General features: G+C 34.5%; 27 protein-coding genes. All 27 read right to left on the bottom strand.

Features of this window, described 5'->3' with window-relative positions; translation table 11 throughout:
* Nucleotides 1-5 precede the first annotated feature (5 nt).
* From EHQ43_RS18405 to EHQ43_RS18275, 27 genes are read right to left on the bottom strand one after another with little or no spacing between them, the layout of a single operon-like run.
* Nucleotides 6-758, bottom strand: coding sequence for an inositol monophosphatase family protein (locus EHQ43_RS18405; RefSeq protein WP_135771977.1), 753 nt, complete (start codon nucleotides 756-758; stop codon nucleotides 6-8).
* 9 nt (nucleotides 759-767) lie between these two features.
* Nucleotides 768-1,799, bottom strand: coding sequence for a Gfo/Idh/MocA family protein (locus EHQ43_RS18400; RefSeq protein ID WP_135771976.1), 1,032 nt, complete (start codon nucleotides 1,797-1,799; stop codon nucleotides 768-770).
* Nucleotides 1,800-2,555, bottom strand: a complete 756-nt coding sequence (locus EHQ43_RS18395) for a 3-deoxy-manno-octulosonate cytidylyltransferase (RefSeq protein WP_135754299.1) — start codon at nucleotides 2,553-2,555, stop codon at nucleotides 1,800-1,802.
* Nucleotides 2,552-3,310: an HpcH/HpaI aldolase family protein gene (locus EHQ43_RS18390; protein WP_135771975.1), complete on the bottom strand. Its 759-nt coding sequence runs from the start codon at nucleotides 3,308-3,310 to the stop codon at nucleotides 2,552-2,554. The genes EHQ43_RS18395 and EHQ43_RS18390 overlap by 4 nt, the downstream gene beginning before the upstream one ends.
* Nucleotides 3,307-3,948: an SIS domain-containing protein gene (locus EHQ43_RS18385; RefSeq protein WP_135754301.1), complete on the bottom strand. Its 642-nt coding sequence runs from the start codon at nucleotides 3,946-3,948 to the stop codon at nucleotides 3,307-3,309. The genes EHQ43_RS18390 and EHQ43_RS18385 overlap by 4 nt, the downstream gene beginning before the upstream one ends.
* Before the next feature lie 43 nt (nucleotides 3,949-3,991).
* Nucleotides 3,992-4,669, bottom strand: a complete 678-nt coding sequence (gene pgl, locus EHQ43_RS18380; protein ID WP_135771974.1) for a 6-phosphogluconolactonase — start codon at nucleotides 4,667-4,669, stop codon at nucleotides 3,992-3,994.
* Entirely contained in the window at nucleotides 4,656-6,419 is a 1,764-nt protein-coding gene (locus EHQ43_RS18375; RefSeq protein ID WP_135771973.1) for an LIC12162 family transferase, read from the bottom strand. The genes pgl and EHQ43_RS18375 overlap by 14 nt, the downstream gene beginning before the upstream one ends.
* Entirely contained in the window at nucleotides 6,420-7,274 is an 855-nt protein-coding gene (locus EHQ43_RS18370) for a class I SAM-dependent methyltransferase (protein WP_135754304.1), read from the bottom strand. It abuts the gene before it with no gap.
* Nucleotides 7,275-7,279: 5 nt separating this feature from the next.
* Nucleotides 7,280-8,350 carry an iron-containing alcohol dehydrogenase family protein gene (locus tag EHQ43_RS18365; protein ID WP_135754305.1) on the bottom strand — a complete coding sequence of 357 codons (1,071 nt, stop codon included), beginning with the start codon at nucleotides 8,348-8,350 and terminating at the stop codon, nucleotides 7,280-7,282.
* A complete protein-coding gene (locus EHQ43_RS18360) occupies nucleotides 8,350-8,976 on the bottom strand; it encodes an acylneuraminate cytidylyltransferase family protein (protein WP_135754306.1) in 627 nt (208 codons plus the stop codon). The genes EHQ43_RS18365 and EHQ43_RS18360 overlap by 1 nt, the downstream gene beginning before the upstream one ends.
* A 1-nt stretch (nucleotide 8,977) precedes the next feature.
* Nucleotides 8,978-10,162: a DegT/DnrJ/EryC1/StrS aminotransferase family protein gene (locus EHQ43_RS18355; RefSeq protein ID WP_135754307.1), complete on the bottom strand. Its 1,185-nt coding sequence runs from the start codon at nucleotides 10,160-10,162 to the stop codon at nucleotides 8,978-8,980.
* Between the two features lie 13 nt (nucleotides 10,163-10,175).
* The gene (locus tag EHQ43_RS18350) at nucleotides 10,176-12,437 is read right to left on the bottom strand and encodes an N-acetylneuraminate synthase family protein (protein WP_135771972.1); all 2,262 of its coding nucleotides are present in this window, start codon (nucleotides 12,435-12,437) and stop codon (nucleotides 10,176-10,178) included.
* 1 nt (nucleotide 12,438) lies between these two features.
* Complete coding sequence (locus tag EHQ43_RS18345) at nucleotides 12,439-13,695, bottom strand: glycosyltransferase family protein (protein WP_135771971.1); 1,257 nt, start codon at nucleotides 13,693-13,695, stop codon at nucleotides 12,439-12,441.
* Nucleotides 13,692-14,942, bottom strand: coding sequence for an N-acetyl sugar amidotransferase (locus EHQ43_RS18340; RefSeq protein WP_135771970.1), 1,251 nt, complete (start codon nucleotides 14,940-14,942; stop codon nucleotides 13,692-13,694). Before EHQ43_RS18340 ends, EHQ43_RS18345 begins: the two co-directional genes overlap by 4 nt.
* Nucleotides 14,943-14,996: 54 nt before the next feature.
* A complete protein-coding gene (locus EHQ43_RS18335; RefSeq protein WP_135771969.1) occupies nucleotides 14,997-15,758 on the bottom strand; it encodes a HisA/HisF-related TIM barrel protein in 762 nt (253 codons plus the stop codon).
* Nucleotides 15,748-16,341: an imidazole glycerol phosphate synthase subunit HisH gene (gene hisH / locus EHQ43_RS18330; RefSeq protein ID WP_279631089.1), complete on the bottom strand. Its 594-nt coding sequence runs from the start codon at nucleotides 16,339-16,341 to the stop codon at nucleotides 15,748-15,750. The genes EHQ43_RS18335 and hisH overlap by 11 nt, the downstream gene beginning before the upstream one ends.
* 20 nt (nucleotides 16,342-16,361) lie before the next feature.
* A complete protein-coding gene (locus EHQ43_RS18325) occupies nucleotides 16,362-17,489 on the bottom strand; it encodes an N-acetyl sugar amidotransferase (RefSeq protein ID WP_135754313.1) in 1,128 nt (375 codons plus the stop codon).
* Between the two features lie 5 nt (nucleotides 17,490-17,494).
* Nucleotides 17,495-18,619 carry a sulfotransferase family protein gene (locus EHQ43_RS18320; protein ID WP_135771967.1) on the bottom strand — a complete coding sequence of 375 codons (1,125 nt, stop codon included), beginning with the start codon at nucleotides 18,617-18,619 and terminating at the stop codon, nucleotides 17,495-17,497.
* A complete protein-coding gene (locus EHQ43_RS18315; RefSeq protein ID WP_135771966.1) occupies nucleotides 18,616-19,989 on the bottom strand; it encodes a DUF4910 domain-containing protein in 1,374 nt (457 codons plus the stop codon). The genes EHQ43_RS18320 and EHQ43_RS18315 overlap by 4 nt, the downstream gene beginning before the upstream one ends.
* A 2-nt stretch (nucleotides 19,990-19,991) precedes the next feature.
* A complete protein-coding gene (locus EHQ43_RS18310; protein WP_135754316.1) occupies nucleotides 19,992-20,747 on the bottom strand; it encodes a phytanoyl-CoA dioxygenase family protein in 756 nt (251 codons plus the stop codon).
* 16 nt (nucleotides 20,748-20,763) lie between these two features.
* Complete coding sequence (locus EHQ43_RS19835; protein ID WP_135754317.1) at nucleotides 20,764-21,417, bottom strand: acyltransferase; 654 nt, start codon at nucleotides 21,415-21,417, stop codon at nucleotides 20,764-20,766.
* A gap of 9 nt (nucleotides 21,418-21,426) precedes the next feature.
* Nucleotides 21,427-22,035: an adenylyl-sulfate kinase gene (gene cysC / locus EHQ43_RS18300; RefSeq protein ID WP_135754318.1), complete on the bottom strand. Its 609-nt coding sequence runs from the start codon at nucleotides 22,033-22,035 to the stop codon at nucleotides 21,427-21,429.
* 19 nt (nucleotides 22,036-22,054) lie between these two features.
* Nucleotides 22,055-22,933 (bottom strand): hypothetical protein, encoded by an 879-nt coding sequence (locus EHQ43_RS18295; RefSeq protein WP_135771965.1) that lies wholly within the window; start codon nucleotides 22,931-22,933, stop codon nucleotides 22,055-22,057.
* A gap of 4 nt (nucleotides 22,934-22,937) precedes the next feature.
* The gene (locus tag EHQ43_RS18290; RefSeq protein ID WP_208731144.1) at nucleotides 22,938-23,492 is read right to left on the bottom strand and encodes a GNAT family N-acetyltransferase; all 555 of its coding nucleotides are present in this window, start codon (nucleotides 23,490-23,492) and stop codon (nucleotides 22,938-22,940) included.
* The gene (locus EHQ43_RS18285) at nucleotides 23,465-24,742 is read right to left on the bottom strand and encodes a DegT/DnrJ/EryC1/StrS family aminotransferase (protein ID WP_135771964.1); all 1,278 of its coding nucleotides are present in this window, start codon (nucleotides 24,740-24,742) and stop codon (nucleotides 23,465-23,467) included. The genes EHQ43_RS18290 and EHQ43_RS18285 overlap by 28 nt, the downstream gene beginning before the upstream one ends.
* A complete protein-coding gene (locus EHQ43_RS18280; protein ID WP_135754322.1) occupies nucleotides 24,739-25,704 on the bottom strand; it encodes a Gfo/Idh/MocA family protein in 966 nt (321 codons plus the stop codon). The genes EHQ43_RS18285 and EHQ43_RS18280 overlap by 4 nt, the downstream gene beginning before the upstream one ends.
* Nucleotides 25,705-25,706: 2 nt before the next feature.
* The gene (locus EHQ43_RS18275; protein WP_135754323.1) at nucleotides 25,707-26,447 is read right to left on the bottom strand and encodes a cytidylyltransferase domain-containing protein; all 741 of its coding nucleotides are present in this window, start codon (nucleotides 26,445-26,447) and stop codon (nucleotides 25,707-25,709) included.
* Between the last annotated feature and the right edge of the window lie 24 nt (nucleotides 26,448-26,471).

The raw sequence follows: 26,471 nt of genomic DNA, 5'->3' as shown, positions 1-26,471 counted from the left end.
CTAGTTTAAAATTTAATTTGTCCGTTTGTGGCTTTTACAATGTATGAAAATTTATTTTTGTTGGATTTTTCATACGTAATCTTACCACCAGCTGCTTGGACGAGAGCAATACCAGCAGCAAAATCCCAAAGTTGAATATGGTCTTCTGCATACACGTCCCCATTTCCAGAAGCCACAAAACACAAAGACAGAGAAGCAGAACCAATCATTCTTACTTTACGAAATTCTTCAAAATAACCAAACCATTGTTTGATAACCGAATCATCCAATTGAGCCAAAATGGGTTTACCAGTGAATAAAATAGAATCAGATTTTTTTTGATTCTGACTCACCGCTATTCTTTTTCCATTCCGAAATGCACCAACACCGATGATACCTGAATATAAAATATCATGATTAAAATCATAAACAATTCCAAGCAGTGGTTGTCCATTCTCCCATAAAGCAATTGAAACAGAAGAGATCGGAATTCCTCGAGAAAAATTCACAGTCCCATCAATGGGATCAACAATCCAAACCTTGCCATTCAGAAATTCAGTTTCTTGGTGATTTTCTTCCCCCAAAATAGGGATCTCAGTTTTTTTCCGAAGGTAATTTACAATGAGGTTTTCTGACTCTTCATCTTCTATCAACTTGATATCATGTTTATCTATCGATTTGGTTCTTACCTTTCCGTTTGCTTGTTTGGCTAATTTTTTACCAACCTTCTTCGCAATCTTAGAAGCTATGTCCAATAATTGTTGATTTGATAGATTCAAATTCTTTTATTACTCGACTTTAATGTTATATTTATTTCGCCATTCAGCATCTTCAAAATATATTCGATACACTAATTTTAATGTCTCATATGCATCTGAACTTGAACCTGTTTGTACGGGTATATATTCATTTACACATTTAGCAAATTCATTGATTTCATCGCGCCACGAGTTATCTTCTAAATAATTTACCGTTTCAGTTTTTGGATTTCCACCTGATTGGATATCTTGTGGGAAAATGGTAAGTGTTTCTTGGCCATAGGATTTCGATCCAGAAAGGATTCCTGATAAAACAAGTGTACCTTTTTCTAGATTGATTTGTAAATTAAATCGATGTCTCCATTCCGTTGCAGTTGATTGGAATTGAATGATTACTCCTGAGTTTGATTTCATGAGCGCAAAAGCATTGTCTTCTACTTCCAAATTCCAATAACTATTGGAAACATAACTTTTAATTTCGTCAATCTCGCCTGCAAATAAACGGATTAGATCCACCATATGGATCCCTTGGTCGAGTAAAATTCCACCACCTGCAATTTCACGATTAGCTCGCCAACCGTTCTCTACACTAACAATTGTCGATTTACCATATACCCCTCGGATATTGATGATTTTTCCATATTCACCAGACTTTACAATTTTTAAAGCTTCTCGGACGGAATCATGGTAACGGTGATTAAAGCCATATTTTAGTTTTAAATTAGGGTTTAACTTTTCAGTTTTTATAACTTCACTAACTTCTTGTAAATTTCTACCTGGAGGTTTTTCACAAAAAACATGGCATCCGTTTTTTAGTCCAAGTATGGTTGCATGAGCTGCAACATCATTCGTAAGGCATACAAAGAGAATGTCTAATTTTTCTTCTCTTATCATTTTTTGATAATCGGTATAAACCCTTACATCTTCCCTCTCTAATTTTCCTTCTGCCATGGTCACATCACAAACGGAAACTACATTTAAGAGAGAATTTTGGTTGATGAATTGATGCCTACGCCTTCCAACAACACCGTAACCGGCAATACCTACCCTGTATTGCTTCATTTACTTTAAATACTCCTTTAGTATTTCATCAGATTCGAATACTTTCTCTACACGTCCGACATCACCAGGTACATCCACACCTATCATCTGTCCTTCTGTTAAAACCATTCGAACTTTATACCCATGTTCAATGGCTCTATTGATATCCACTGATTCAATGAGTTCATAAGGAGTGGCCGGTAATTTTGCAAACACATCCAAAAAGGATTTTCGAAATCCAATTAAACCCAATTGTTTTAATTTTAAAAAATCAGAGTTCGGGGCTTTTTTCACAGATGGAATTGGTTCCCTAGATGCATATAATAGGTCCCAGTTTTTATCGACCACAACCTTTGGAGCATTCGGACTTAGAAACTCTTCCTCATCAATTATCTTGGTCACTAAGTTCGTACAATATATACTTTCATCATGTAACATAGGATTAACTAAATCATCAATCATTTTAGGCAAAATCAATGGTTCATCTCCTTGGATGACCAAAATCAAATCCCCATCCACAATTTGTGAAGCTTCAGCAACACGATCGATACAACCTCTATGTAAATCAGAAGTCATCACAGCCTTTCCACCATAAGCTTCTACTGTATCTTTAATGATTTCGTCACAAGTTGCGACTACAACTTCATGAACGGACTTTGATAACAAGGTACGCCTTCTGACATGTTCAATCATTTCTAATCCAACAATTTTTGCTAAGGGTTTATTCGGAAACCGAGAAGATGCCATCCTAGCTGGTAATACAGCAACTATTTTCATATGATTAATTTTTCCCAATTTAGATTCGATTTATGATTTAACATCACTGCATCGGTTGAATAAGCAATGAAGGTTTTACCATTTTTGATTTCAGATTTTAATTGTTCTTCATCTGGATTGATGATGTGAATCCCCAGTGGTAGTTTGGCCTTTTCAGCTGCTTTCTGAAACTTTTGGATCACGGCCAAAAACTCTGGATGTGTAAATTGTCCTGTTAGATTCATCGATCCAGATAGGTCATAAGGCCCAATCATTGCAGCATCAATTCCTTCCACTGAAAAAATAGATTCTATTTGGTCCAAAGCACGAATATTCTCAATTTGAATGACTCGCACTAACTCAGAATTAATGGATTTAGAATAAGTTTCAAAATGTTTTCCAAATAAATTTGCATTCGAAAAACCAACACCCCTAGTGCCCATCGGAGGATAACTACTCCATTTCAAAAAATCTCGTGTTTGTTCAACTGTTTCAACCATAGGAACAATAATTCCTTTTGCCCCTGCATCTAACGCTTGCTTGATATCTTTTGGATGATTTTCAGCAACACGAATGAAAGGAACAGATCCTCTCATTTCAATGGCTCTTATAATATCAGGAAGAAGATTTAAACTAAATGCACCGTGTTCCAAGTCAAGGGTGACCCAATCATATCCATTCGAAGCTAAAATTTCAGCTATATTGGAATTTGGAATTTGCATCCAAGTTCCAATTGTAGGTATGCCAGTTTTTAATTTCTCTTTAATGGAAGTCATACAGATTTTTCCAACAGGATCGCATATTCATATAACAAATGGTGGATCACTTCATGAACTCCTTCGACAACTCCATATTTACCTTTTTCTGTAGGAACAAACAAAACTTCATCGGCAATCTTTAACGCTTTGCCCCCATCAAACCCAACCATTGCGATTGTCTTACAACCTTTTTCTTTTGCAAAAAGTAATCCGTTGATAACATTTTGGCTATTCCCACTACTAGAGATTCCAAACGCAATGTCACCCTCACCAATAAAATTTTCCATTTGTCCGACAAACACACCATCATAACCGTGATTGTATTCACCAGGGTACTTTCCTTCCGTAAAGGGTTCCTTCCCGTCGTTTGCTTGAGCCGTCAACCAAGCTGGATTGTCTAAACCATACACTCGGTAGAACTTTTGGCCAGCCTTCCCATTGATTTTTGTGCCTTTACCAAAATCGCAAGCCAGATGTGATGCAATCCCATGACTACCACCATTACCAAAGAAAAATATGTTTTTTCCTTTTTCTTTCGCTTCATATAACAATACAGCTACCTTAGCAATCGAATCAATATCCAATTCGTTTATTGATTTCTGAATTTCTGCTAAAAACTCTTTTGAAAATTTCTTTGCGCTATCAATGTTAGGCATGTCTAGATTCCTTTTTATTTCTCTTTTAAATGATTCATTCTCATTATCTTAAATAAAATAATTGCAACGATTCTTTCGGATTTAATTCCGCTATCGGATATCCCACCGTCTGGTCCATGATAGAATTCACAATTTTCTCTTTTCCTTTCACTTGGGTGAATATCAATTGAGTTTTTGCTTCGTTTAACCTTTCTAAGGTGAGTGTGATTCGATTCGACGGTTTTTTGGGTGCATTTTTCACAATGGCAACCGAATTCCCAAACATTTCAATATCAGATTGTTTACCTGGAAATAAACTGGCAATGTGCCCATCATCCCCAAGTCCAAAAAGGACCAAATCAAATGTTGGTGTATTCAAAATTTGATTTTCGTAATCCAGTGCCGAATTTTTTAAATCTAAATCTGTGTTGAATTTAAACACTTTTTTTGGATCATATTTAATTTTAGAAAAAAAATAATCATTGGCTAGATTAAAATTGAGTTCTTCACTCTCTTTATCTACATAACGTTCATCACCGAAAAAAAATTCACAACGATTCCAATCGATCCTCTCATTTACCAATGTTTCGTAAATTTTTTTGATCGTATTTCCGCCCGTTAACACAAAACGAAACACTCCAGAATGCTCGATATTTTTCTTTGCTATCTTCGAAATTAGACCACAAATCCCCTGAATAAAATCAACTTCTGAATCAAAGGCAACCGATTCAATGGGAAACAAAAGAACTCACCTCAATCGATTTGCTAAGTTCGGTGATAAAGTCATTCGATTTTTTTGCATATTGGTTTAGAAACTTTGTCACTCTCGATTGCCTTTTTTTGTCATACCACCAAGTTTCTACATCATTCCAAATATGATTCACTTCATTCGCACATTCCAAAGAAGTCTCAAAAAAAATTCCCACTTCTTTAAGTAAATCAAAGTATGGTTTTGCATCTTCTCTGATTTCCCAATGACGTGGATTCCAAAAGATCAGTGTTGGAATGTCTAAACTCATCGATTCCAAAAACGTTGTGGCGTTATAGGTAGAAATAAACAACCTAGTCGTTTTTAGAATTTGTTTCATATTGCTTTTTCGGTCTAAAATCTGAATTTTCGGAAATGATTCTCTCCACCTACGTTCATGTTCCCATCCATAATCTTGTGGATACAACTTTACATTACTTTTGACTTGGATCTCTGAGTTTAATGTTCTATAAAAAGAAAATTGATCGTTTAGATAAGCTAATACTTGTGATGATTGAGAAGAACTGTACAACCAATAGGAATACCTAGGCATAGAATTTTGGACTAATAATAAGTCACCATCTCGATCCCATTTGATTTTTTTCTGATTCCCATATTTAACACAAACAGAAGGGGTAACATTTTTATGTTGGCGGTCCTTCCAACCCCAAGTTAAGTATCGATTCGATGTTGTTACTTCATGGTCTTCATGAAATGAAAACTTACCAATCCCATAATGCCCTCCATGTTGCGAAAGAATCAACTGAGATCCATTCTGTTGTTTACGAGCCATCCAAATTTTAAATAGGTCATAACCAATATGGCTATTGCTTGTGAAGATGATTTTAGGTTGGAGTGGCCAACGTTTCACTGATGGGTGATCTTTTAAACTCTTGTAACCTTCTATATATGATCTTGGGATTTGTTTAGGAATCAGTTTCGAAACAATTTTCTCGAAACTAGACTCTCCTAAATCAATTGCCAATTTCTTACGGAGCTCCTGATTGGTTTCAAATTCAGGGATATCTTCTTCCATAAAACGTTTTGGAAATTGTCCCAGTTTTAACTGAAGGAGAAAAGAATATTTGATACCCAGATAATCTGAAATCAAAAAATACGAATCGCACTTTGCATTGGACCCAAAAATCCAGTAAATAAATTGTTTTATCACTTCTTTTGGAGAAACTTTATTACCATTTAGATTTTTCTTTGGAAAAACAAAGGATTCCTCTTTCTTTATGGTTTTGTTTGAATGCGAAAAACTGATGATGTTTTGGTATAAATTTTGGTTCCAAAGATCAGATACAAAAAACCGATAAAAATCATTCATATCATTGGGAACCAAACTTTCCTCATCGATGGATACAAGAGTTACAGATGTGATTGGATAATTGGTAAAGGCTATCCTGAGAGATTCATACCGATCCCAAAGCATATGGAGGAAATAACCTAACCAAGGGCCTATAATGATCCTCCAATAAGCGACTGTTTGGTTTTCTCCATGGATCAAATTCAAATGAGTTGTTAATTCGATTAATAACTTCTCATAAACCACCTTTAATGATTGGTAATCCTTGTAGAGTTTACCATTTTCATCCCAGTGATAGGGTAAAGTGATCGAATTGTAGTTAGACCAAAAATCCTTTTTCGAATGGAGTTTACACCACTCCCCTAAAAAAAGGACATTCGTTCCTTCTTTAGGCCAAGTGGATTCTAAAGCTGTTGTTATTAAATGATAGTTCAATTAACGATAAACTGAAAACAAAAGAGTATCACACATCCCAATAGATGCCAAACTCGCTTCATATGCCCGATTTAATTCTTCGGAATTTAAAACACTCCAATGGATATGACCACCAGGTTTTCCTTTAGATAACCAAAACAAATGATTGGACAATGGATACCTTTGCACTTGTTTAATCCAATGAATTTTTAAACCTGCTTTATCAACTAATTTAACAAGATTATTTGCATTAAATAAATACAAATGTTGACTCCAATAGGTAAACTCAGAGAACTCTTTTGACTCATACAAACGTAACAATACATCCGTTGCACTTGGAATTTCAAAAATCATTTTTCCATTTGGCTTCAATAAAAGAGCCAACTTTACCATGATATCACTTGGATCACTTAAATGTTCCAAAACATGAAACGAAGTAATGACATCAAACTTTTGTCCTGATTGTAAAGCATTCTCCAAATCCGAATACACTTTCAAACTATTGGATGTGAAATGGTCCTGTAATCTTCTCTCTAATTCAACACCATAACAGTTAGATGAAACTCCCTTTGCTTTAATTAAAAAACCACCATTACCACAACCAAAGTCTAAAACATCTTTCCCTCGAATGGTATTCTTTAAAAACTCAAACCTTCTTTCATCATCAACTTGAGTATCAGTAAGCCATTCTTGTATGGAAGGTAGGGCATTACCATGCATACCTGAATTTTTATAATGTTCTTCAGAAACGTGTTCTTGGCCTGAGAGATAAACCAAATGACAGTCATCACATTCAAAAATGTTTAGACTATCATTATCCCTTACCTTTCCCGGTAGTTTTTGAAAATGGGTGGAACCGCAAAGATAACAGCTCATCTAAATTACATTCTAGCGTAGAGTTGTAAAATTTTATCTGGAGTTAAAATCTGTTTCCAGTTTTCACCTAACGCATTGGTAAGTGGTCGTTCCATTCTCAAGGTCATCTCGACCATACGATTTAATGCAGCAGAATCCAAAGATTTTGTAACTCCTTTTGGTAAAACAATATTATGTTTTTTTAACATCTTCCTGAATTTTTCGACATAAGGTCCGTAGTATTCTTCTAAAACATCAAAGGCAATGCAATTGGCATATCCATGTCGATACCCAAGCTCTAAACTTAGACCATACGACAAAGCGTGACATACTCCTACTTCAGAATTGACAATGGAAACCCCACCTAAATAGGAAGCGGTCATCAACATATCGTCATCACCGTCAGCAAGAAACACTAGTTCGCATAAATCCAAAGCTTTACTCGCATACCCTCTTGCCAGTTCATTGATCATCGTTCCTTGTAAACTTTCAACACAATGGATATAACAATCCATCCCAGAATGGAATCTTTGATTAGTTGGCACATTTTTGATGAGAGTTCTATCCAAAATAATCGCATCAAACATACTAAAATCACTGTTAATCCCAAACTTACGATCTTTCCCCATGAGTACGGCAGTACGACTTGCTTCTGCACCGGAACCTGCAACCGTTGGAATCCCGATTTTATGGATACCAGGATTCGGAACTAAGTCCCAACCTTGGTACAAACTAGAAGAACCTTCGTTGCATAATACAACAGAAATTGCTTTGGCAACATCCATCGAACTACCACCACCAATTCCAATGATCGAAATTGGTTTTTGATTCCCCTTTTCTTTCATGATCCGTTCTTTAATTTCATCAACTTGGTAAGTAGCAGGTTCTTTTTTACTAGCAGGAAAATATTCAATGAAATCTGCATTTGTAAGATTCAACCGAGAAACAATATTCGAATCTTTATGTACATCATCAATAATAAAGACGTAATAATCCTTTGGATCTTTTTTAGCAGGTACTAATTCTGCTAAACGATTGATGCTATTTTCACCAAATAACAAACGTGGAACTTGTTTAAATATTCTAAAATTTGACATTATGCCTCGCTATACTCTTTCATTAACATTTCTAAGATTTTAAAATCAATTTCATCATCTATCTCAAAATTTTGTTCTTTTGAATTCTCAAATCGATAAATTTTTTCTCCGAACCATTTTCCTTGAGATACGATTGCTTTAGACAAAACGTAAACACTGCCATCATCGTAGAAAAAACCTTTATAGTCTTGTCGTCTCAAATTATTGTGTGAACCAAATTCTTTATACTTACACCAAAAACCAGTCGCCAAATTTGTATAATCACCTGATAAATAAGCGGCAATACAATCATCGATTAAGTTTTTTTTTCTAAAGGGAGATGTTGGCTGTAAAACGATAAAATTTTTGGCTTCCGGAATTTTTTTCGAGATGTCTTCAATCACGGAGATTGTTGTCGCTTCATCAGATGCAAGTTCTGGACTACGCATTAGCACTTCACAACCATTTGTTTCTGCGACTTTTGCAATCTCCTCACTATCAGTGGAAACCAAAACTCGATCCAACAGTTTCGCTTTTTTTGCAGCTTCAATGGACCAAACGATTAATGGTTTTCCATTTAACAAACGTATGTTTTTTCCTGGAAGACCTTTACTGCCACCTCTTGCTGGTATAATTGCTAGGTTCAATTTATCCTCTTAATTCGATTAAGGCTTTTTGAATCGAATCGATCATATAGTCAAAATCAGATTCAGACATTGTGATATGGAATGGAAAGGATACCATATTATCAAAAAAGGAATCTGCATTTGGACAGTTTGCTTCTCCAAAACCCATTTTTTTAAACAAATCGTATCGGTTGAGTGGATAATATTGTACGATCGCCTGTACTTTATATTTTTTACTTAACAAAGACAAAAATGCATCTCTTGACTTTCCTGATTCTTTCCCTTGGAACTTGGCTACCAGTAAATGATGGCTATGCGAATTTTCATTTGTAATCTTTTGGAATTTTAACTCAGGAAAATCGACCAGCGATTCTCGGAATTTTTTTGCTCTTTCTCTTCGATTGTTCGTGAGTGTATCGAGTCGGCCAAGTAAAACCGTTCCAAGGGCTGCTTGTGCTTCCGTTAAACTAAAATTGTGAGGCCAAATCCCATCAATATCCAAATCAACATTGGACATAGCGGGAATCCAATATTCAATTTTATTTAAAAATGGTGCATGACCATTATGGCGTATGCCAGGGATTTTTTTTGCTTGTGATTCATCTTTTAAAGTGATGACTCCACCTTCCCCGAGTGTCGTAATATTCTTTTGACCGTGGAAACTATAAGCTCCGTAATCACCAAAGGTTCCACACACTTTCGAATTCAATTTTGCACCTAAAGACTGCGCACAATCTTCCACTACCAAAATGTTCTTTGATTTAGCAAAATTGACTATTTCTTCAATATTTGGAATAATCATTCCATAAAGGTGAACCACAACGATTACTTTTGTTCTTTCATTCACTAAAGATTTAATACTATCTAACGAAACTAAAAAAGTATCTGGATCTACATCTGCCCAAACTAATTTTGCTCCAGTCCTTCCAAAAGGAATTGCAGAAGCACAATAAGTGTGAGAAGGAATGATAACTTCATCACCTTTTTTAACCCCTGTTAAATCAGCAATTAATTCCAATGCATGTGTAGCATTCGTCACACCAAAACAAGGTTGTCCGCCAATGTATCTTGAGAATGCACTTTCAAATTCATTCAAATACTTTCCTTGTGTTTGAGGATCTGCCGTTCTCATCACGTTCACAACTGCATTGATTTCCTCTTCCGTATAATCGATTGATTTACCAGACCACTTAACTTTGAAATCCATATTTACCCTTATATTAAAAATTAAATTTTTCTAATCTACTTAAAGCGACCCAAAAACCTTCACCTTGGTTTTTGTGGCCTTGCCAAATTTCTGGAATAAAAGATGCTTTTGGTGAAGATTCTCGGAGCAATCGAGCCAATTGAAAAAAATCAATCTCTCCTTCGCCAATTTGTAATCCTTCTCCATCCACTCCTGAAGCATCCACAACATGCATATGAGCAATGTAAGGAGAAATCTTTTCTATAAAATCAGTGAAAGACCAATGGAATTGGTTACACGCTAATTTTGAATGTGAAATATCCAAACAAACTCGAATTTTATACTTTTCACAATAATATTGGATATCCTCAAACGACATGAACAGGTTATGATACCTTTGACCACCAAAATGCCAAGGAAAAGGTGGCATCGTCTGTGGTATGATTTCTACTCCATCCAAATTTAACTCTTTTAACGATTGGAAATAATTCTCATATAACTTTGTTTTATCGGAATTTGGCAAAAAATAATCATTTGAAAATCCACCAACATTTGTAACAATGAGAGGATTTGATTGCATCTTTGGGAAAAACACTTTTAAAGATTTGGTTACATCAATCACACGTTGCATGTGTTTTATAGACTGTTGGCGATAACTTTCATCGTTCGAACAAAGATCTAGCAGATGATCACCTTCAAATAACTCAGGAGTGTGAACAACAAAATCGACACCATAAGTTCCACTTAAAAAATCACTGATGTTTAATTCTAAATCTTTATAACTCAAATGGAATTCAACGAGTTTCATACTCGATAATTTAACCATAGAATTAATATCGTGAAACCTAACTGGCAAACCCCAAGGGCGAGTGAAGGAATAGTTGTTTTTGATTTCGATAGCAGTTTCGCTTAGATCAGACGGAAAGAAAAAATCACCCTTCGAAAAATTACGTTTCGCTACTTTACCAATCAGATCTTTTTTGAAATAAGGAGCAAGTCCTTTCCCAGGACTCCTTGTAGTAATCATATTGGAAAGGATGACTTCACCCACCAGAATCTCTTGGTTACAAACCAAACTTTTTCCGAGAGTTTCTCGGTTCATCAATTCACCTTGTGTGATGATTCGATTCCGAGCCTCTCCAAGGGAATCTTCCACTTGTCGAATTCCAATGACCATCTCTTTGAATTCATCTGGAAGTAAACTAACCTTATGATCATTCCCTTCCATAGTTTTGTCCACAGTGAAATGTTTTTCAATTACCTTGGCTCCTAAAGCAATGGATGCGAGAGGTATATGGTATCCCCTTTCATGACCAGAATAACCGACAAGGCAATTCCCAATATCTTTTAGTCTTTTTAGGTATGATAGGTTGATATCCTTAAATGGTGCAGGGTAAGTTGAATTACAATGGAGTAAAATATACTGAGCTCCTACTTCTTGCAAAACTTTTACTGTATTTACAATTTCAGATTCATTTGTCATACCTGTGGAACAAATCAAAGGTTTTCCTGAAGTAGCTACTAATTTTATAAATTCATGATTCGTAAAATCTGCAGATGCTATTTTATAAGCCTCCATTCCATATTCTTCCAAGGCGTTAAAACTTTTTTCGTCCCAAGGAGTACAAAGTGGAAGGATTTCCAATTCTTTACAATAATCGAATAACTTAAAAAGTTCTTCATTCGATAATTGGAATTTATTTAATAAATCAAGAGTATATTGGGATCCCAAGTCTTCAGATGCATCATTCACATTTCCTTGGTTATTATATAGAGATAACAAATCTCTCATCTGGAATTTTGCACAATCTGCTCCCGATTTTTTAGCCAAATCAACGAGTTTTTTCGCTAGCTCAAAATCACCGTTATGGTTATTTCCAATTTCAGCAATGATGAAAGATGGACTAGATTCATCTAAAACAAAGTCACCAATTGATATCTCTTCTGAACCAATTCGTGCTACAGATTGTAATTTAAAATGATCATCAATGAGAGGAAGGATTGAAATTGTTTGGCTTAATGACTGGCGGATTCGGTCTGGGCTTTCATTCACATGTAAGTATTTAAAATTTCGATTGATGATTGATTCTACTTTCAAACTCAAGTCATGGTCTTGAATTGAGTCATCAAGTATCCACCTTCGAAAATCGCCATCGGTTAATACACCTAAAATACGATTATCTTCTGTTACCGCAAATACAGTCTTAGCTTTATTTGATTCGATTTTTTTTAATGAATTTCGAATCGAATCTTCACAAAAAACTATATATTTTGAAATCTTTTTATCTATGATCATTTCATTTGCCAAATATTTTTCTGTAATAGAATATCATAAAGCCACTAGGTCCATGAATCAAAGAATTATAATCATACTGCCTAAGATTCTGCATGGACCAAGCCCCAGAATTTTGGAGTAAACATCGTATCAAAACGAGAATTTCCAAAATCACTTTGATTGTATTAACATAGAAAATTTTAAATATACTACTCTTAGTTATACCTTGCAGATTCGTTACCATGTGTTTGACAACCGATTCTGTTGCATTTGATTTCCCTGCATCATCAATCGAATATAAATCCAAAAGATACTGGTTCAATTTTTTAGATGATTTTGGCTTTAAATCCTTGTCTAAGCATAAAGAATAAAGTTCCTTCGTATTTTTGGGAAGGTAACTTCCTTCTCTGGTTAATTTACGCCATTCTTCTAAATTTGGTGGCCCTTTATAATCAAACAAAGAGTCAATACAAATTGTTGGAATTCCTGCTAAATAAGGCTCTAGAAAGGCAGAGGATACAGTTCCAACTACCTTATCTAAAGATCCCAACCATTCATAGTAGTCAAATCCTTCATTGATTTCAAATCCATCTCCAAAAAAATTCTTCAGGATTTGATATGATTTTACGTTTTCATTTGGATGTGGGCGAAAAGATACCTTGTAACCATTGTTTAATAAATATTTTGTTAAATCCCTCACGATTAAAAAGGAATCTAAATCAACATGCCAACGTTCAATGTGTCGTTGTTCCATATACCGAAGGTTTTCAAAATTATGACGCCCATCAAATGAATTGATCAATTCATATCTACCGATGATTCCAATTCGATTTTCCTTTCGTGAAGAATCGATATATTTGATCAAATCATTCCTGATACATCCGGAAACTTCAATTTTACAGGAACCGATGGAACGTTTTTTTAGTAACCAATCCTTACTCCACTGGTTCCAAACATAAATTATATCAAAATTTTTAAATTGAACATATTCAGGGTAAGTTGCCGATATATCATGATCCACTCTCACAATACCTTCCACTTCTGTTATGACAATTTTGGTTCCTTTTCTACGAAGTTTATTTAAAAAATCATTCGGCAATGTAAAGGGATGAGAAAGGATTAGAAGGTCTGGAGTAAATAGTTTTAAAATATAATTGGTGCTTGATCTCGAAGTCATAATGACTTTAAAACCATTTTTCTCCAAATACTTTGATAGAAGCCATACCGAAGAATACTCTCGCCTTAGGGCATCAATATGTATTAATGCAATTGGTTTCATAAATCAGGATATCCCTTTCCAATCGTAACGTAATGATTGTTTTTCTTTTTATACTCATTTGATGTGGTCGGCCAAACCAATCTATTTTCTTTTTCACTGTTTTCTTCAAAATAAGTAGAGGGCCCTACAAATTGATAATTCCTATATTCAACCTCTTTCCAAAAGTATGGATGTTGGTGTTGTTCAATTATGAATTGGAAAGAACGTAGATCCAAATGTAACCAGTCCAAAAATTCTTTTTGATACATCGGTTCTTTGAATTCAAAATGTTTAACAACAGATATTGCCTGTTCTCTCGTAATTCGTTTGTGCCGTATTTCTCTAGTTACATGATCTGTAACTTTCGAATACCCAGTTTTTTTTAACTTAATCCAATCGTGTAAGTTTGAATAATTAAAGCAGTCTATATAGTCATACACATCGGGTGTTCGGTTTAATATTGCCGATTTATAATCATACAATTTTATCATTTCTTCATGTTGTGCCATTGGGTCCCAACGGAAAAAATTTCCCAAATAAATTCCCCTTGTTCCAGTCACATGCAAATCAAAATCAGTAGGATACAAATACTGCCAAACGTCCTCTTCCGCCAAACTTCCAGAATGGTCACAAAGGTCTTCCGCTTCTACACCAAACAAATCATGATCTTTCCTGTACCTTCGTGTCATCTCCACTTCATGGTTATGGGAAAACATCCCAACTTGTTCCATACCTTGGTGTGCCCCCCAAATGATGAGAGGAATTTTGTATTTCACCGAAGTTTGTACGGGAAAAACTGTCTGGCCAGCCAAACAGTGCCAATATATAGAACCATATTGAGCGAGAGTGTGCCGAGTAATCTTCTTAACTGAATTAGGATTTACATTTTGAATGAAGATATCAACATTAAATTTAATTCTTAGATTTGCTAAATTTCGAATCCCAACTTCCGTATTATAATACTTATTATAAGATACACATAATGGATTTAGTTTTAATACGTTTTTTACTAAATGTAAAATATAGTAAGAGTCATGTGCGCCTGTGACTGGGACAATGCAGTCATAGTTTTTTCCAGATTTACTACGATAATCTTGCACAAACTTTTCTAATTTTTGTTTCTTGAATCCCCAATCAATTTGGTCTTTTTCTTCATGGATTTTACAACCAGAACAAATTCCATTTTCATCGATGACTAAACCAAGCGGATGGTAGGTCGTATAAAGACATCTTTTGCAGATTTTAAATTCAGAAGAATTAAATTTCATGTTTCAAATAATAGAATTGGATTTTAAGTGAATTGTACTAATGTTGATTTAAAACTAATAAGACTCAAAAACTGGATTTCTTAATAAACTACTTGAAAGTTCCAATTTGATGTTTTGGAAATAATGTTCTTTGTAATTCAAAAAATTACCAATACATACCCCAACGACATTCTGATTTTGGAACAATCTTTCCACTTGTTGTGAGTTTGAAATCCCACCAAAGCAGATTAGGGAAATTTCATTCGGAAAATATTTTACCATTTCTTCGGAAAAGGAATTGGGTTTCCCTTCATGTAAATGATCGATGAGAAGAAATTCGGAAGCAATATACTCTTTCATAAATGGTAGAGAATGGAAATCCACAACTTCCGATTTTTTTGAAATATAATTATAATGAGAGATTTTCCCATTGGAAATAGAACAGGGCATGGAAAGAATAACCGCTTGGGATCCAATGGATTCTGAAACCATCTTAATTTGAGAAGGATTCTGAAAGTACAATTGATCAATAATGATCCGATCTGCACCTGAATGAATCACATCTAGAACATTTTTTAAATTCTTAATTCCGCCTCCATAGGCAATCGGAGTATTCACTCGTTTTGAAATTTCACTTAACAGATGAAGATCCGGATCAATTCCTTTTTTTGTACTATCAATCGATAGGATGACAATCTCATCAACTCCCCAACGATCTAGGTTTTCTGCAAGGATTACTGGATTGCCTAGGGGTAAATATTCGTTATAACCAAACGATTGAACTGCAATTCCATCTTTTACTAGAATGGAAGCTACCAGTCTTTTCTTAAAAGCCATTGACTAGTTCCTTAACAATTTTGGAAAAAAATTCTTTTCCCACATTCTGGCTCTTTTCTGGATGAAATTGGACTCCAATTACTTGCCCGTGTTTTACGATTGAGGGAAACTCGCGTACATACTTCGTAGATGCGAGTGAAACATCACTATTATTATCATAAGCAAAAGAATGATTAAAATAAAAATCCAATCCATCAAATTCCGATAAAAAGGAATTCGCCTCACGAATACTCAGTTGGTTCCATCCTATATGAAAATCATTATGATTGGACAATTGAGTTACATTCCCTTGGATAAATCCAAGTCCTTCATGAAATGCAATTTCTGTAGATGAATTTGCAAACAATTGCATACCTAAACATATTCCAAACAACGGCCTTCCATCCAGAACCCATTCTTTCAAAAAATTGTTTAGATTTTTTTTTGCAAGTGATTGTATTGCAACAGGAAATGCTCCGACGCCAGGCATAATCAGTAAATCACAAACCTTAATTTCCGATACGTCCGAAGTGATTTGAACAATAAAACCCAATTTATCCAAACATGCTTTTACGGATGCATGATTGCCAACTTCGTAATCCAGAATCGCTATCTTAATTCGTTTCAGAGTCCAAACCCTACTTTGAATTTTTTTAAAATCTTTTTATCAGGAGTGATTTCAAATAATGATTTGTTAACAGATTTATGAACAACTTCCCAAAATTGGGTAACCGATATTTCTATGTACTGGCAAAAACTTTCAATGTATTGATCAGAACAGGCTCCATCATATTTTTCAACGATTTCAATTGCCTTTTCTCTAGATATCCTACCCGCTCGAATATCTTCATTCATATAGTCCGTTACTTTTCCAAATCCAAATTTCAGAAATTTAATCATTTGGTTTAACGTTACCCAATCTTCATCTAATGCGCTTACACCGAGTGGATCTCCAGTATTCTCAGCTTTATCTTCACGAATGTGAATTCCATAAGATGTAGAGAACATCGCATTTCCTAAGTTATCCCAGTTATCAATGAACCAACCTAAATCAATAACATTTAAACCAGCAGCATTCACTTCTGATTTATCAGGAAAACCATATGAAATGAGTTCTACATCAGAAATACCAGCATCCCTCATCCAAGTTAAATCACCACCACCTAGAGTATTCATCGAAATCAGATTATTATATTCCCAAGGTTTTTCTGGATCAATTGTTTTGCGATCCCTCAAACTTTGGTTCTCACCAATAAAGATCAAAGGAATTTTATAAGCGATTGCAGTTTTAGGAACCGAACTATACAATGCCATCTCTGTCGATTTAGCCCAATTGCTAAAAGTAAGAAAAGCATGCCTCATCAATTTTTTCCACGTTCCAGGAGCTGGACCAGAAAATAAAACATCAAACCCCAAATGAATTAGATTCGAAATATTTTTAACTCCGAGCTCACTCACTTGTTCAGGTGGATAACTCAAACATACGAGTAATGGATTTAATTTCAATTTATCGCGAACCCAAATGGCTTGTCGTGTACTATCCTTCCCACCACTTACACCGATGATACAGTCAAAATGAGATCCCTTTTTCCTCGGATATTTGGCAATGATCTCCTTTAATAAATCAAACCTCTCAAGGTAATTAACATTCCTCGTCAATTCGAAGTTAATACAAGAAGAACACTTCCCATCTTCGGAAAATTGTTCATTAACCCTTGTGTTAGGCTGTAAACAAGTAAGACAATATTTCATTCAGATTAAATTGTTTTTAATTCCTCATAAAAAGAAGGGATAAGAAAATTTAATTCCTTTTCTTTCTCAGTAACATTCTTTGATAACAATCCAAGCCTGTTCTTTTCTTTTTCGAATTCTATTGGAATATTTAATTCAGAATATGGCAAAATCCATTTAGCCAATTTATCTTTTTCATCGATTAAGTAGGTAGATGAAATATCTTTATAAGATTCATCTAAGAAATCAGAATAACCAAGTAATTTCATTTCAGGATAACAGAGAAATTCAATTGCCAATCGATCTGAATTTTTGATTTTATCCTTCCATCGATTCACAGAAGATTGATTGAATCCTGTAGATGCATTTTCCTGAAAGGTTGAATTTTGAGTCCATTTTTTATTTCCACCATCTGTGATCTCTTCTGTACTCAGCAATTTTTCATCAAAATTAATACCTACAAAATTGCAAATCCCTTGAATGGTCTCTTTCGGATTTAAAATCAAATCTTCATACTTTATGATCATATTGTTTTGATTTGATTTTGTATAATGGTAAGCAAGTGTAACAAGTTTTCTCCACTGGCGAGCCAAAAATAGAATTGCGTAACGTCCTTCCGAATAAAAATTTGATACTAAAATCGCTCTTGGATCACGAATGATATGAATAACCTTTGAAGTATTCGGAAATACATTGATGATATGAGGCGCAAATTCATTTGCCCATACTTCTTTAAATCCAGACAATCTTTTGTTGCCATATACCTCGCGTAATATTTGTTCCCCTTGTTTTAAAAAGTCCCCATAGTTATCAGCACTTATTTTATGAATTTGTTTGGATAACAATTCAGAATATGGAAACGAAGAAGCTTCCGTAAACTCTTTCAAATACTTTAAGTTAGGAATTTTCACATCACCCAAACGAGTATTTTGTATTGTTCTAAAAAAATTATACTTACTCTCATCAAAATAATAATCTTCAAGAGGAGCATGTGGATCCACCTTGTGGGCAGACTCATTTGAAAGAGTATTCCGAAAGTCTTTCAATACAGCGAAAAATGGATCTGATGCAAAAGATATTTCATCCGATTGGTTTAACAGACGAGCAACAAAAGTAGTTCCCGAACGAAACATTCCTGTAACAAAAATCATAAATGTTCAACTTCCTTTAAAGAAACTAATCCCTTTGTTTCTAATTGTTTTATATACCAAAAAGCAAAACCAAATGGCATTTTAGTTTCTTCACAAATATCTAATACGGAATTTTTTCCATCAATCATCCTAAGAGTAATTCTCATAAAGTGATACAATAAATCAGTTTCACCTTGGATGTATTCACAATCTTCCTTCGATAGTTTATCACCGAACTTTTCAATTGCAGTTGTGTTTCTTGTTTGAGAAATATTGGTAGGAGATAAATAGAGATCAATTTCAGGGCTTGCGAGAGAAGGAATCCCTTTGAAATTAGCTACAGGGATACAATCATTTTCGAGGATATCCACCACCTGTAAAGTTCGTTCTATTAATTCTTCGATGGCTTCCTTTGAATAATTCTGAAAATTATCATCACTTGTGTGATAATTTTCGAATGGCCATCGCAAAAAAGTTCCCATCGGAATCTCATAACCAACCGAATCAAATACATTCTCATCATTCCCTATTTTTTCGCGATGTGAAAAGATTACTTCTTTATTACCTCGAGTATTGATTACATTGGCATATGCTCGGTCCAAAATATTTTGATGGTAAAAACTAGTTTGGTAGATCAATTGTTCGTTGATTCCACATAGAGCAAGAAAGGTTCCAGCCTTAATATTCTCAGCAAATCCTGGTTCTTTATTTAAGTAAGCAACAGAACCAACAATTTCAACACTCGCAAATGCTCTATAACTGTATTTGGTTTCCCGATTTTTTAATCGATTGATCACTTCAAAAGCAGCAATACAGCCAGATAAACCATCATTGATTTGGTCTGGGTGGTCAAAATGACCTACAAAAATAATTTCCTTTTTACTTTTACCTTCTTTTAGAAAGTCAACTTGTGTCATTTTACCATTATAATCCAAGTTAGACTGGATGTTAACGGTGTATTCACCTGGAATCAAATTTTCATAAATTTCATGAGGAATACAAAATCCCCATTCTGGATTTCTATGTCGGTATTGGTTTCTAAAATGAAATGGAATGGATTTCGGTTTTTTTGGGTTGGTAAAGAGATGAGAGCGTAAATCCTCTAAGTCTATTTTCCCAGAAAAGGATGGTGAATAACTAAAGACCGATAGATTCGATTGTTTTTTGGAGGCAATCAGTTTTCCATTTGGGTCAATTAATTCGGCTACTTCACAACTCCAGTAAGGTGGTAATTCCCAATGAAAAATTTTCTCTCCACATGGGTATTGGATTTTCCGCGCACCTGGATAAAATTTTATAACTTCGTCGTATGCAGCTTCCATTTCTGGTCCTGCATGACACCTGTCATAATTAGCAATTTTTTTGATTAAATCATGATAAGTTAGTAACATAATTATAAATTAGAAAATGGTTCTCCGATACCAGTGTACTTCGGGAAAAAAGCCAAACTCAACATATCTCGATGTTTTCCAGGCATCGGATTACCAGCCTTATGGACAACATAACCTGTTGAAATTAATAGAGCATCACCTCGTTTTCCAACTAAAGCAATGGAGTTTGCCTTAGGTTTGATTCTATTTCTTTTTCGATAATAATCAAAATGATTCGATTGTTCTTCATATGGGAGGAATTCAAATGGACCTAATTCTTCATTTGTATCATGCAATAAGATAAATAACTGCATATTCAAATGATCTCTTACTAAATCTTGATGAAAACATTCGGAAAAAATATCTTTACCATAATGTTGTTCATCTATATGAAAATTCCTCCACAAATTTGGTTTGGATACGAGAGCCTCACATCCAAAATAATGTTCTATTATGGTTTCTAAATTTTTAATGTATTCGAGTAAATTAGGAGGTAAGTCTTTAAAATCTAACTGATATCCAAAACTAAAATATTTTTCATCAATTGATTTGCCTCTTGGTTTTCCTAAACTTGGATCATAAGAAAAATCTCCAAGATTCACATGCCCTTTAAATAGGAAATAATTGAATTGTTCTTTTGCCCTCCTGATACTTCTAAGATAGGAAGACTTTAGACAATAAATTCGATACCGAAAGTAATAGAACCAACCTACGAGTGAGGTAGGATACAATTTAAACTTTGCTTTTGCTTGAACAGAAACTTGATCTTGTAATAACATATGAACCTCAGTTAGATTAAATTCTTTTCTTTAATAACTTTGCTGGAACCCCACCAACAATCGAATAGTCTGGGAAATTCTTAGTCACAACACTATTAGCACCGACAACACATCCTTTCCCTAATTTAACACCTGGTAAAATTACGGAATTTACTCCAAGCCAACAATCGTCACCGATTTCGATTGGACCATTTTTAGAATGTCCATGTTCTTTATAATAAATAGCATCTAATTCTCTGATTTTTTGCCTTCCATCGATATTATGAGTTGTGCTAAGTAAAGTTACACTAGGTCCAAATAAACAATCTTCTCCAATGTTTATCGCACCTGAGAAAATAGCATTTGAATGTATAGAAGTACCTTTTCCAATGTTTAGATGAAATCCAGACGAAACCGCGAGTGAACAATTGGCACCAATACTTACATGATCATTGATCGTAATCTTACTACCAACATCTCTAACGGTTATGATTCCATCCTTTGCAATGCGAAAATTTTCTCCGACTTGTAGTATGGCACCTTTTGAAACATAAAGAGGACAAGGAAGATGACTCGATTGGTTTAAATTTAAACTTGCTTCGTTATCAATATCCAATCGTAAGTTAAAACGAAGCGGTTTGATTCTCCAATAGGAGATGTTAGCCAAAATTCTAAATATTTTTTGCAACATAAAACAGAATCACTTTCCTTTTGAAGGAAGAATTGCCTTTGCTTTTAACTCACTAACGATCATTTCGATACTACTTGGAACATCGTAAATGTTAGTATCAATTTTGATTTCAGGATTGACTGGTTCCTCATAAGGGGATCCAATTCCTGTAAAATTTGGAATTTCACCAATTCTCGCCTTTTTATACAAGCCTTTTGGATCTCGACTCTCACAGACTCCCAATGGAGTTGAAATATACACTTCAATAAACTCATTTTCAGAAAATAAATCTCTAACCATTTTTCGATCTTTTAAAAAGGGTGAAATTAAAGACGCAATGACAATCACTCCAGCTTCTACAAAGAGTTTCCCCACTTCTCCAATTCTACGAATATTCTCTGATCTATCTTCTGGTGAAAAACCAAGGTCCTTATTCAAACCGAATCTTAAGTTATCACCATCAAGGAGAACTGTATGAAAACCATATTGATTTAAATAACTTTCCAATGCATTTGCAATAGTTGACTTACCAGAACCACTAAGGCCTGTTAACCAGAGCATACATGGTTTTTGGTTTTTGATATTTGCTCGATCCTCTGGAGTTACTTTATGATTGAGCCAAACTATATTATTTTCCATTTAAAAAAAAGTCTCCATATTATAGGCTTCTTAATTCGATGATTTTACTTTGAGGTAAGCCTAGTTTTTTCCCTTCTGGAGGAATACAACTAACAACCCTTTTATTAGCCAATGAGGCAACAATGAGAGCCATACTTTCGCAACCAACTACCAAATCCGAATTTGCAATTTGTTCAAATAGAGGAATCTTATTCGAAATTTGAATCGGGTATTCACGGTACTTATCTTTAACCCAATCATACTTTCCTTTTTCATCAGAAGGATGTGGCCTAAAGGTATATTTACCCGATTTAATGTTTAGTTTCTCTAAATTTTGAAAAAAATATTCGATTGCATCGGTTTCAGTGTAACCCCAATACCTTTCGTCATTGAAGGATTTTTTGGCATGATCACTAATATTTTCGCAAATAAATAAAATATTGAATCTATCATCAGAAAGATTTTTCGATTTCCAATTTCTAAAGTATGATTTTAAAGATTCGAAATAGGGATTTGATTTCAGTTTTACAATTTCTGGAGGGAAAATGGATTTTGCCAATTCTAAGGCATCCTCATCGCCCACCCAAATTTCATCAGGCAAAACCAACTGGTCTTTGTAAATAAATCGTTCCTTATAGTTTACCCAGTGATCAATAAAACTAACCACTCTGATATGATTATTTTTTGCAGTTAAGATCGTTAATTTTTCAATTTCACTCTGCCAACTAGTTCCCGTTAGATATAAGGATGTATTCCCAATCGTCTCTTTTAAGGACTTAATATTTATCTCCCCAAGTAACTTCGAAAATATGGAAACAGCGGGGCCATCTAAAACAAACTGATAATCATTTTTGTTTTGCAGAACATAATTGGAAAGTATCTCTGCACCGCCTGCATCGTGTGAAACGATTGTGATCAAATGATTACGTTTTCCAATCTTTAGCTAAAATGTAATACATTAGAACATCATGATAACTTCCCTCTAGAAAAAGATGATCCACACGACGTCCCTCTTCCTTCATACCCAGTTTTAAAGCTAACCTTTGCATTCCTATATTCTGATCAGAAGTTCCACAATAGATTTTATTCAAATTGAGTTTATTAAAACCATGCTCCAAGATATATTTTGATGCTTCATACGAAACACCTTTATTTTGATGATTTTGATTTCCAATAATGATTGCAAATTCAGCTGTTCGATTGATCCAAGAAATATCTTGTAAACTTAAATTGCCAATATGTCCATCTAAAGTATGAAAAATAGCTAAGACCACTTGGTCCTCTCTATTTAAATTTTCATAAAACGAAAGGAAGTAGTTCTCATTCTTAAAAAATTTCCCATGAGAACTATACTTTGTAATGGTTTGGTCAGAGAACCAAGAGGAATAAGGCCCATCTAAATCGGTTTTCCGTAGTGGCCTTAAATAATAATCTTTTAAAAATGTATGGATCATTTTAATAGATTTAGGTGATTCCAAACTTTTTGAAATGCTCTGATCACTAAGTCAACATGTTCATCAGGGAATTCTCTTACACACATTTCATATCCTAAATAAGTTGAATCATTTAAACCTTCAGCAACGGGACAAATTCCCTTAGAGTAGTCCACTTCTCTTTTACATATATCAGAAGTCCAAGGAAAACCTTTCGAACCATATGCAATTTTCTTTTGGTACATCGGCAAAAGGTGTAGGTTTGCATATTGCAAAGAAATATCAGAAACTCCCTCCGCAACCAATGCCTCATAAATTCTGTTTTTACTTACCCCTGTTACCTTTTCATCAATCTCCATTGGAAAAATGTAATAAACATGAGTTGCCCCAGATCGAATTTCAGGTAATTTTAATCCAGATAAACCTTTTAATCCATTTCTTAATCTTTCAGCGGCATGAATCCGAGACTTAATTTTGGAATCCAATTTTTTTAATTGTTCAATGCCAATTGCACACTCAATTTCACCTAATCGAAAGTTATAACCTACCATATTCGTTAGGTTGGTAACTCCCTTATCTTTCACAACAGCTTCCGCATGATTTCGAATTAACTGCATTCTCTCAGCAAGTTCATCATCATTTGTAACAAGGATACCACCTTCACCTGTGTGGATATGTTTATGGTAATTTAAACTATAACCACCAATATCACCTAACGTTCCTGTATATTTACCTTTATAAAGGGAGCCAGGAGATTGGGCAGTATCATTTATTACTTTTAAATTGTGTTTTTTTGCGATTCGATTGATCTCTTCCATATTTGCAGATTGTCCAAAGATATCTACAACCATGATTGCTTTTGTATATGGTGAGATATTTTTTTCTATGGAGACTGGATCAATACAATAGGTATTCGGTTCTATATCTGCAAAAACCGGAATTGCATTCCAGTGAAGGATTGCTGTTGCAGAGGCAGACATTGTCCAAGGGCTGACAATAATTTCATCTCCAGGTTCAATGCCAATCGCACCAATTGCGGCAATCAGTCCCGATGTCCAAGAATTAACCGTGATTGCATGTTTCACATTAAAATACTCTCTGCAATTCTTTTCGAATTCTTGTACTTTGGGGCCACCATAAAAATCAGGATCCCAACATCCCAAAAATTGAGATAAATTTCCACTTTCCACTACTTTTTTAGCAGCTTCAACTTCTTCGGGGCCCAAAGAATTATACCGATTCAATTCAAAATTAATGACCTTTGAACCACCTAACAATGCTAATGTATCACTCATTTCTCAACCTTTAATTTTCTTAACATTCTAATCATATTTAACGTACTATATGCTTCACAAACTGCTACAGAGTTATGATTTTCCATATGCTTTAAAATTTTATCTAAAACAAAATATTGGCTTTGAAGACTATTACTTTCGATTAGTTCCATATTTTTAGAAAGTATAGTATAACCAGGGAAGGTTGGATCTGGAACCTTATCTTGCCAATAGATTTCATCTCCCCCGTTTTTATAAGTGAGTTTCCCTTCGGAAGTAACTAGTTCAATGGAATAATGGGAAAAATCTGATTCCCTCGATGAGATAAAAAACACTTTTCCGTTTTGAAAACTAAATAAAGCATCAGGTTCCGTATCCTCGTTTGACCAATACTGATGTGATTCAATTGATTCAATTGACTTTAAATTTCCCAACCAAGATTCCAAAAGATTGATAAAATGGCTTCCATTATGAATTAAGCCTTTTGAATACCAACAAACACCCTTTAGAAATTCGATTTTTGTGTTAGAGGGGTATAATCTCTTCTTTATCAAATCTGATGACGGTAAGTAAAACCTTTGGTAATTAACAAATAATTTTACATTATTTTTCTGACACAATTCAACCATCTGCGTTGCCTCTTCATCATCGTAAGAAACAGGTTTTTCACACAATATGGCCTTTAAAAATTTCTGTTTTAATATTGTTTTCAGAATTTCAAAATGTGTTTCGGTCGGTGTGGAAAGGATAACAATATCGGGATTTGTTTTCGTTAGCCCCTGCAAAAGATCATCAAAACTTGAAACCTTTGATTTAGATTCAAACATGTTTCGTCTTTCTAGGGAAACATCAAATCCACCGACTAATTCATATCCATCATGTGCAAGTACAGCGTTCAAATGGGTTAAACAAGAAACATGGTAATCTTCTTTATAATCATACCCCATTCCAATTTGCCCAAGACCAACTATAAATGCTTTCAATTCTAAGTATCACCCTTTCTTAATACTTTTTTATTGATTTCTAATAATCTAGGATTCTCTTTTAAATAGGAAACACATTCATAAATACTAAAATAAGGTTTTTTGATCTCATTAAAATGTTCAATGATCGATTTCAAAAGTTCAAAGTCTTGTTTTTCATCCAGTGTAAGGCCTAATTCAGGCCAAAACACAGAAGTAGGTGCAACAAGATGTAAATGGGGAAATAACTCTGGATGATTTCTCATATATAGAGAAACGTGTTCTCGGTCTAGTTTATCATTCGTTAGATTTCCCGATTTCTCAAGATCATTTAATGAAAACACTTGCACATCCATTCCATCCGGATAACTTCTAACATGTGCATTCCCAACATAAGACGCGTTATTGTACTTATATAATTGAATACATTGGTCTATGATCTCTGGGTCAATGATAGGACAATCACCTGTAATTTCAACAATCACATCAGCTTCCACAGACTTTGCTGCACCAACCACACGGAGTAAAACATCATCTTCACTCCCTCTAAACACTGAAATCCCTTCGGATTTTGCAAAATCAACGACTGGGTTATCAGATTCATTGATTGTTGTTGCGAGTACAATTTCATCGATTGTTTGAACTTTTTTCAATCTATCAATTAGATAACCAAGGATTGGTCTTCCAAGAACTGGCAATAATACTTTACCAGGTAAACGTGAAGAAGTCATTCTTGCTTCAATGGTTGCTACAAATTTTTTCATAAGCTGATATGTTGAGTGATTTCC

The sequence above is a fragment of the Leptospira bouyouniensis genome, from assembly GCF_004769525.1.
Lineage (GTDB): Bacteria > Spirochaetota > Leptospiria > Leptospirales > Leptospiraceae > Leptospira_A > Leptospira_A bouyouniensis.
This window is presented reverse-complemented; position numbering and strand designations above follow the sequence as displayed.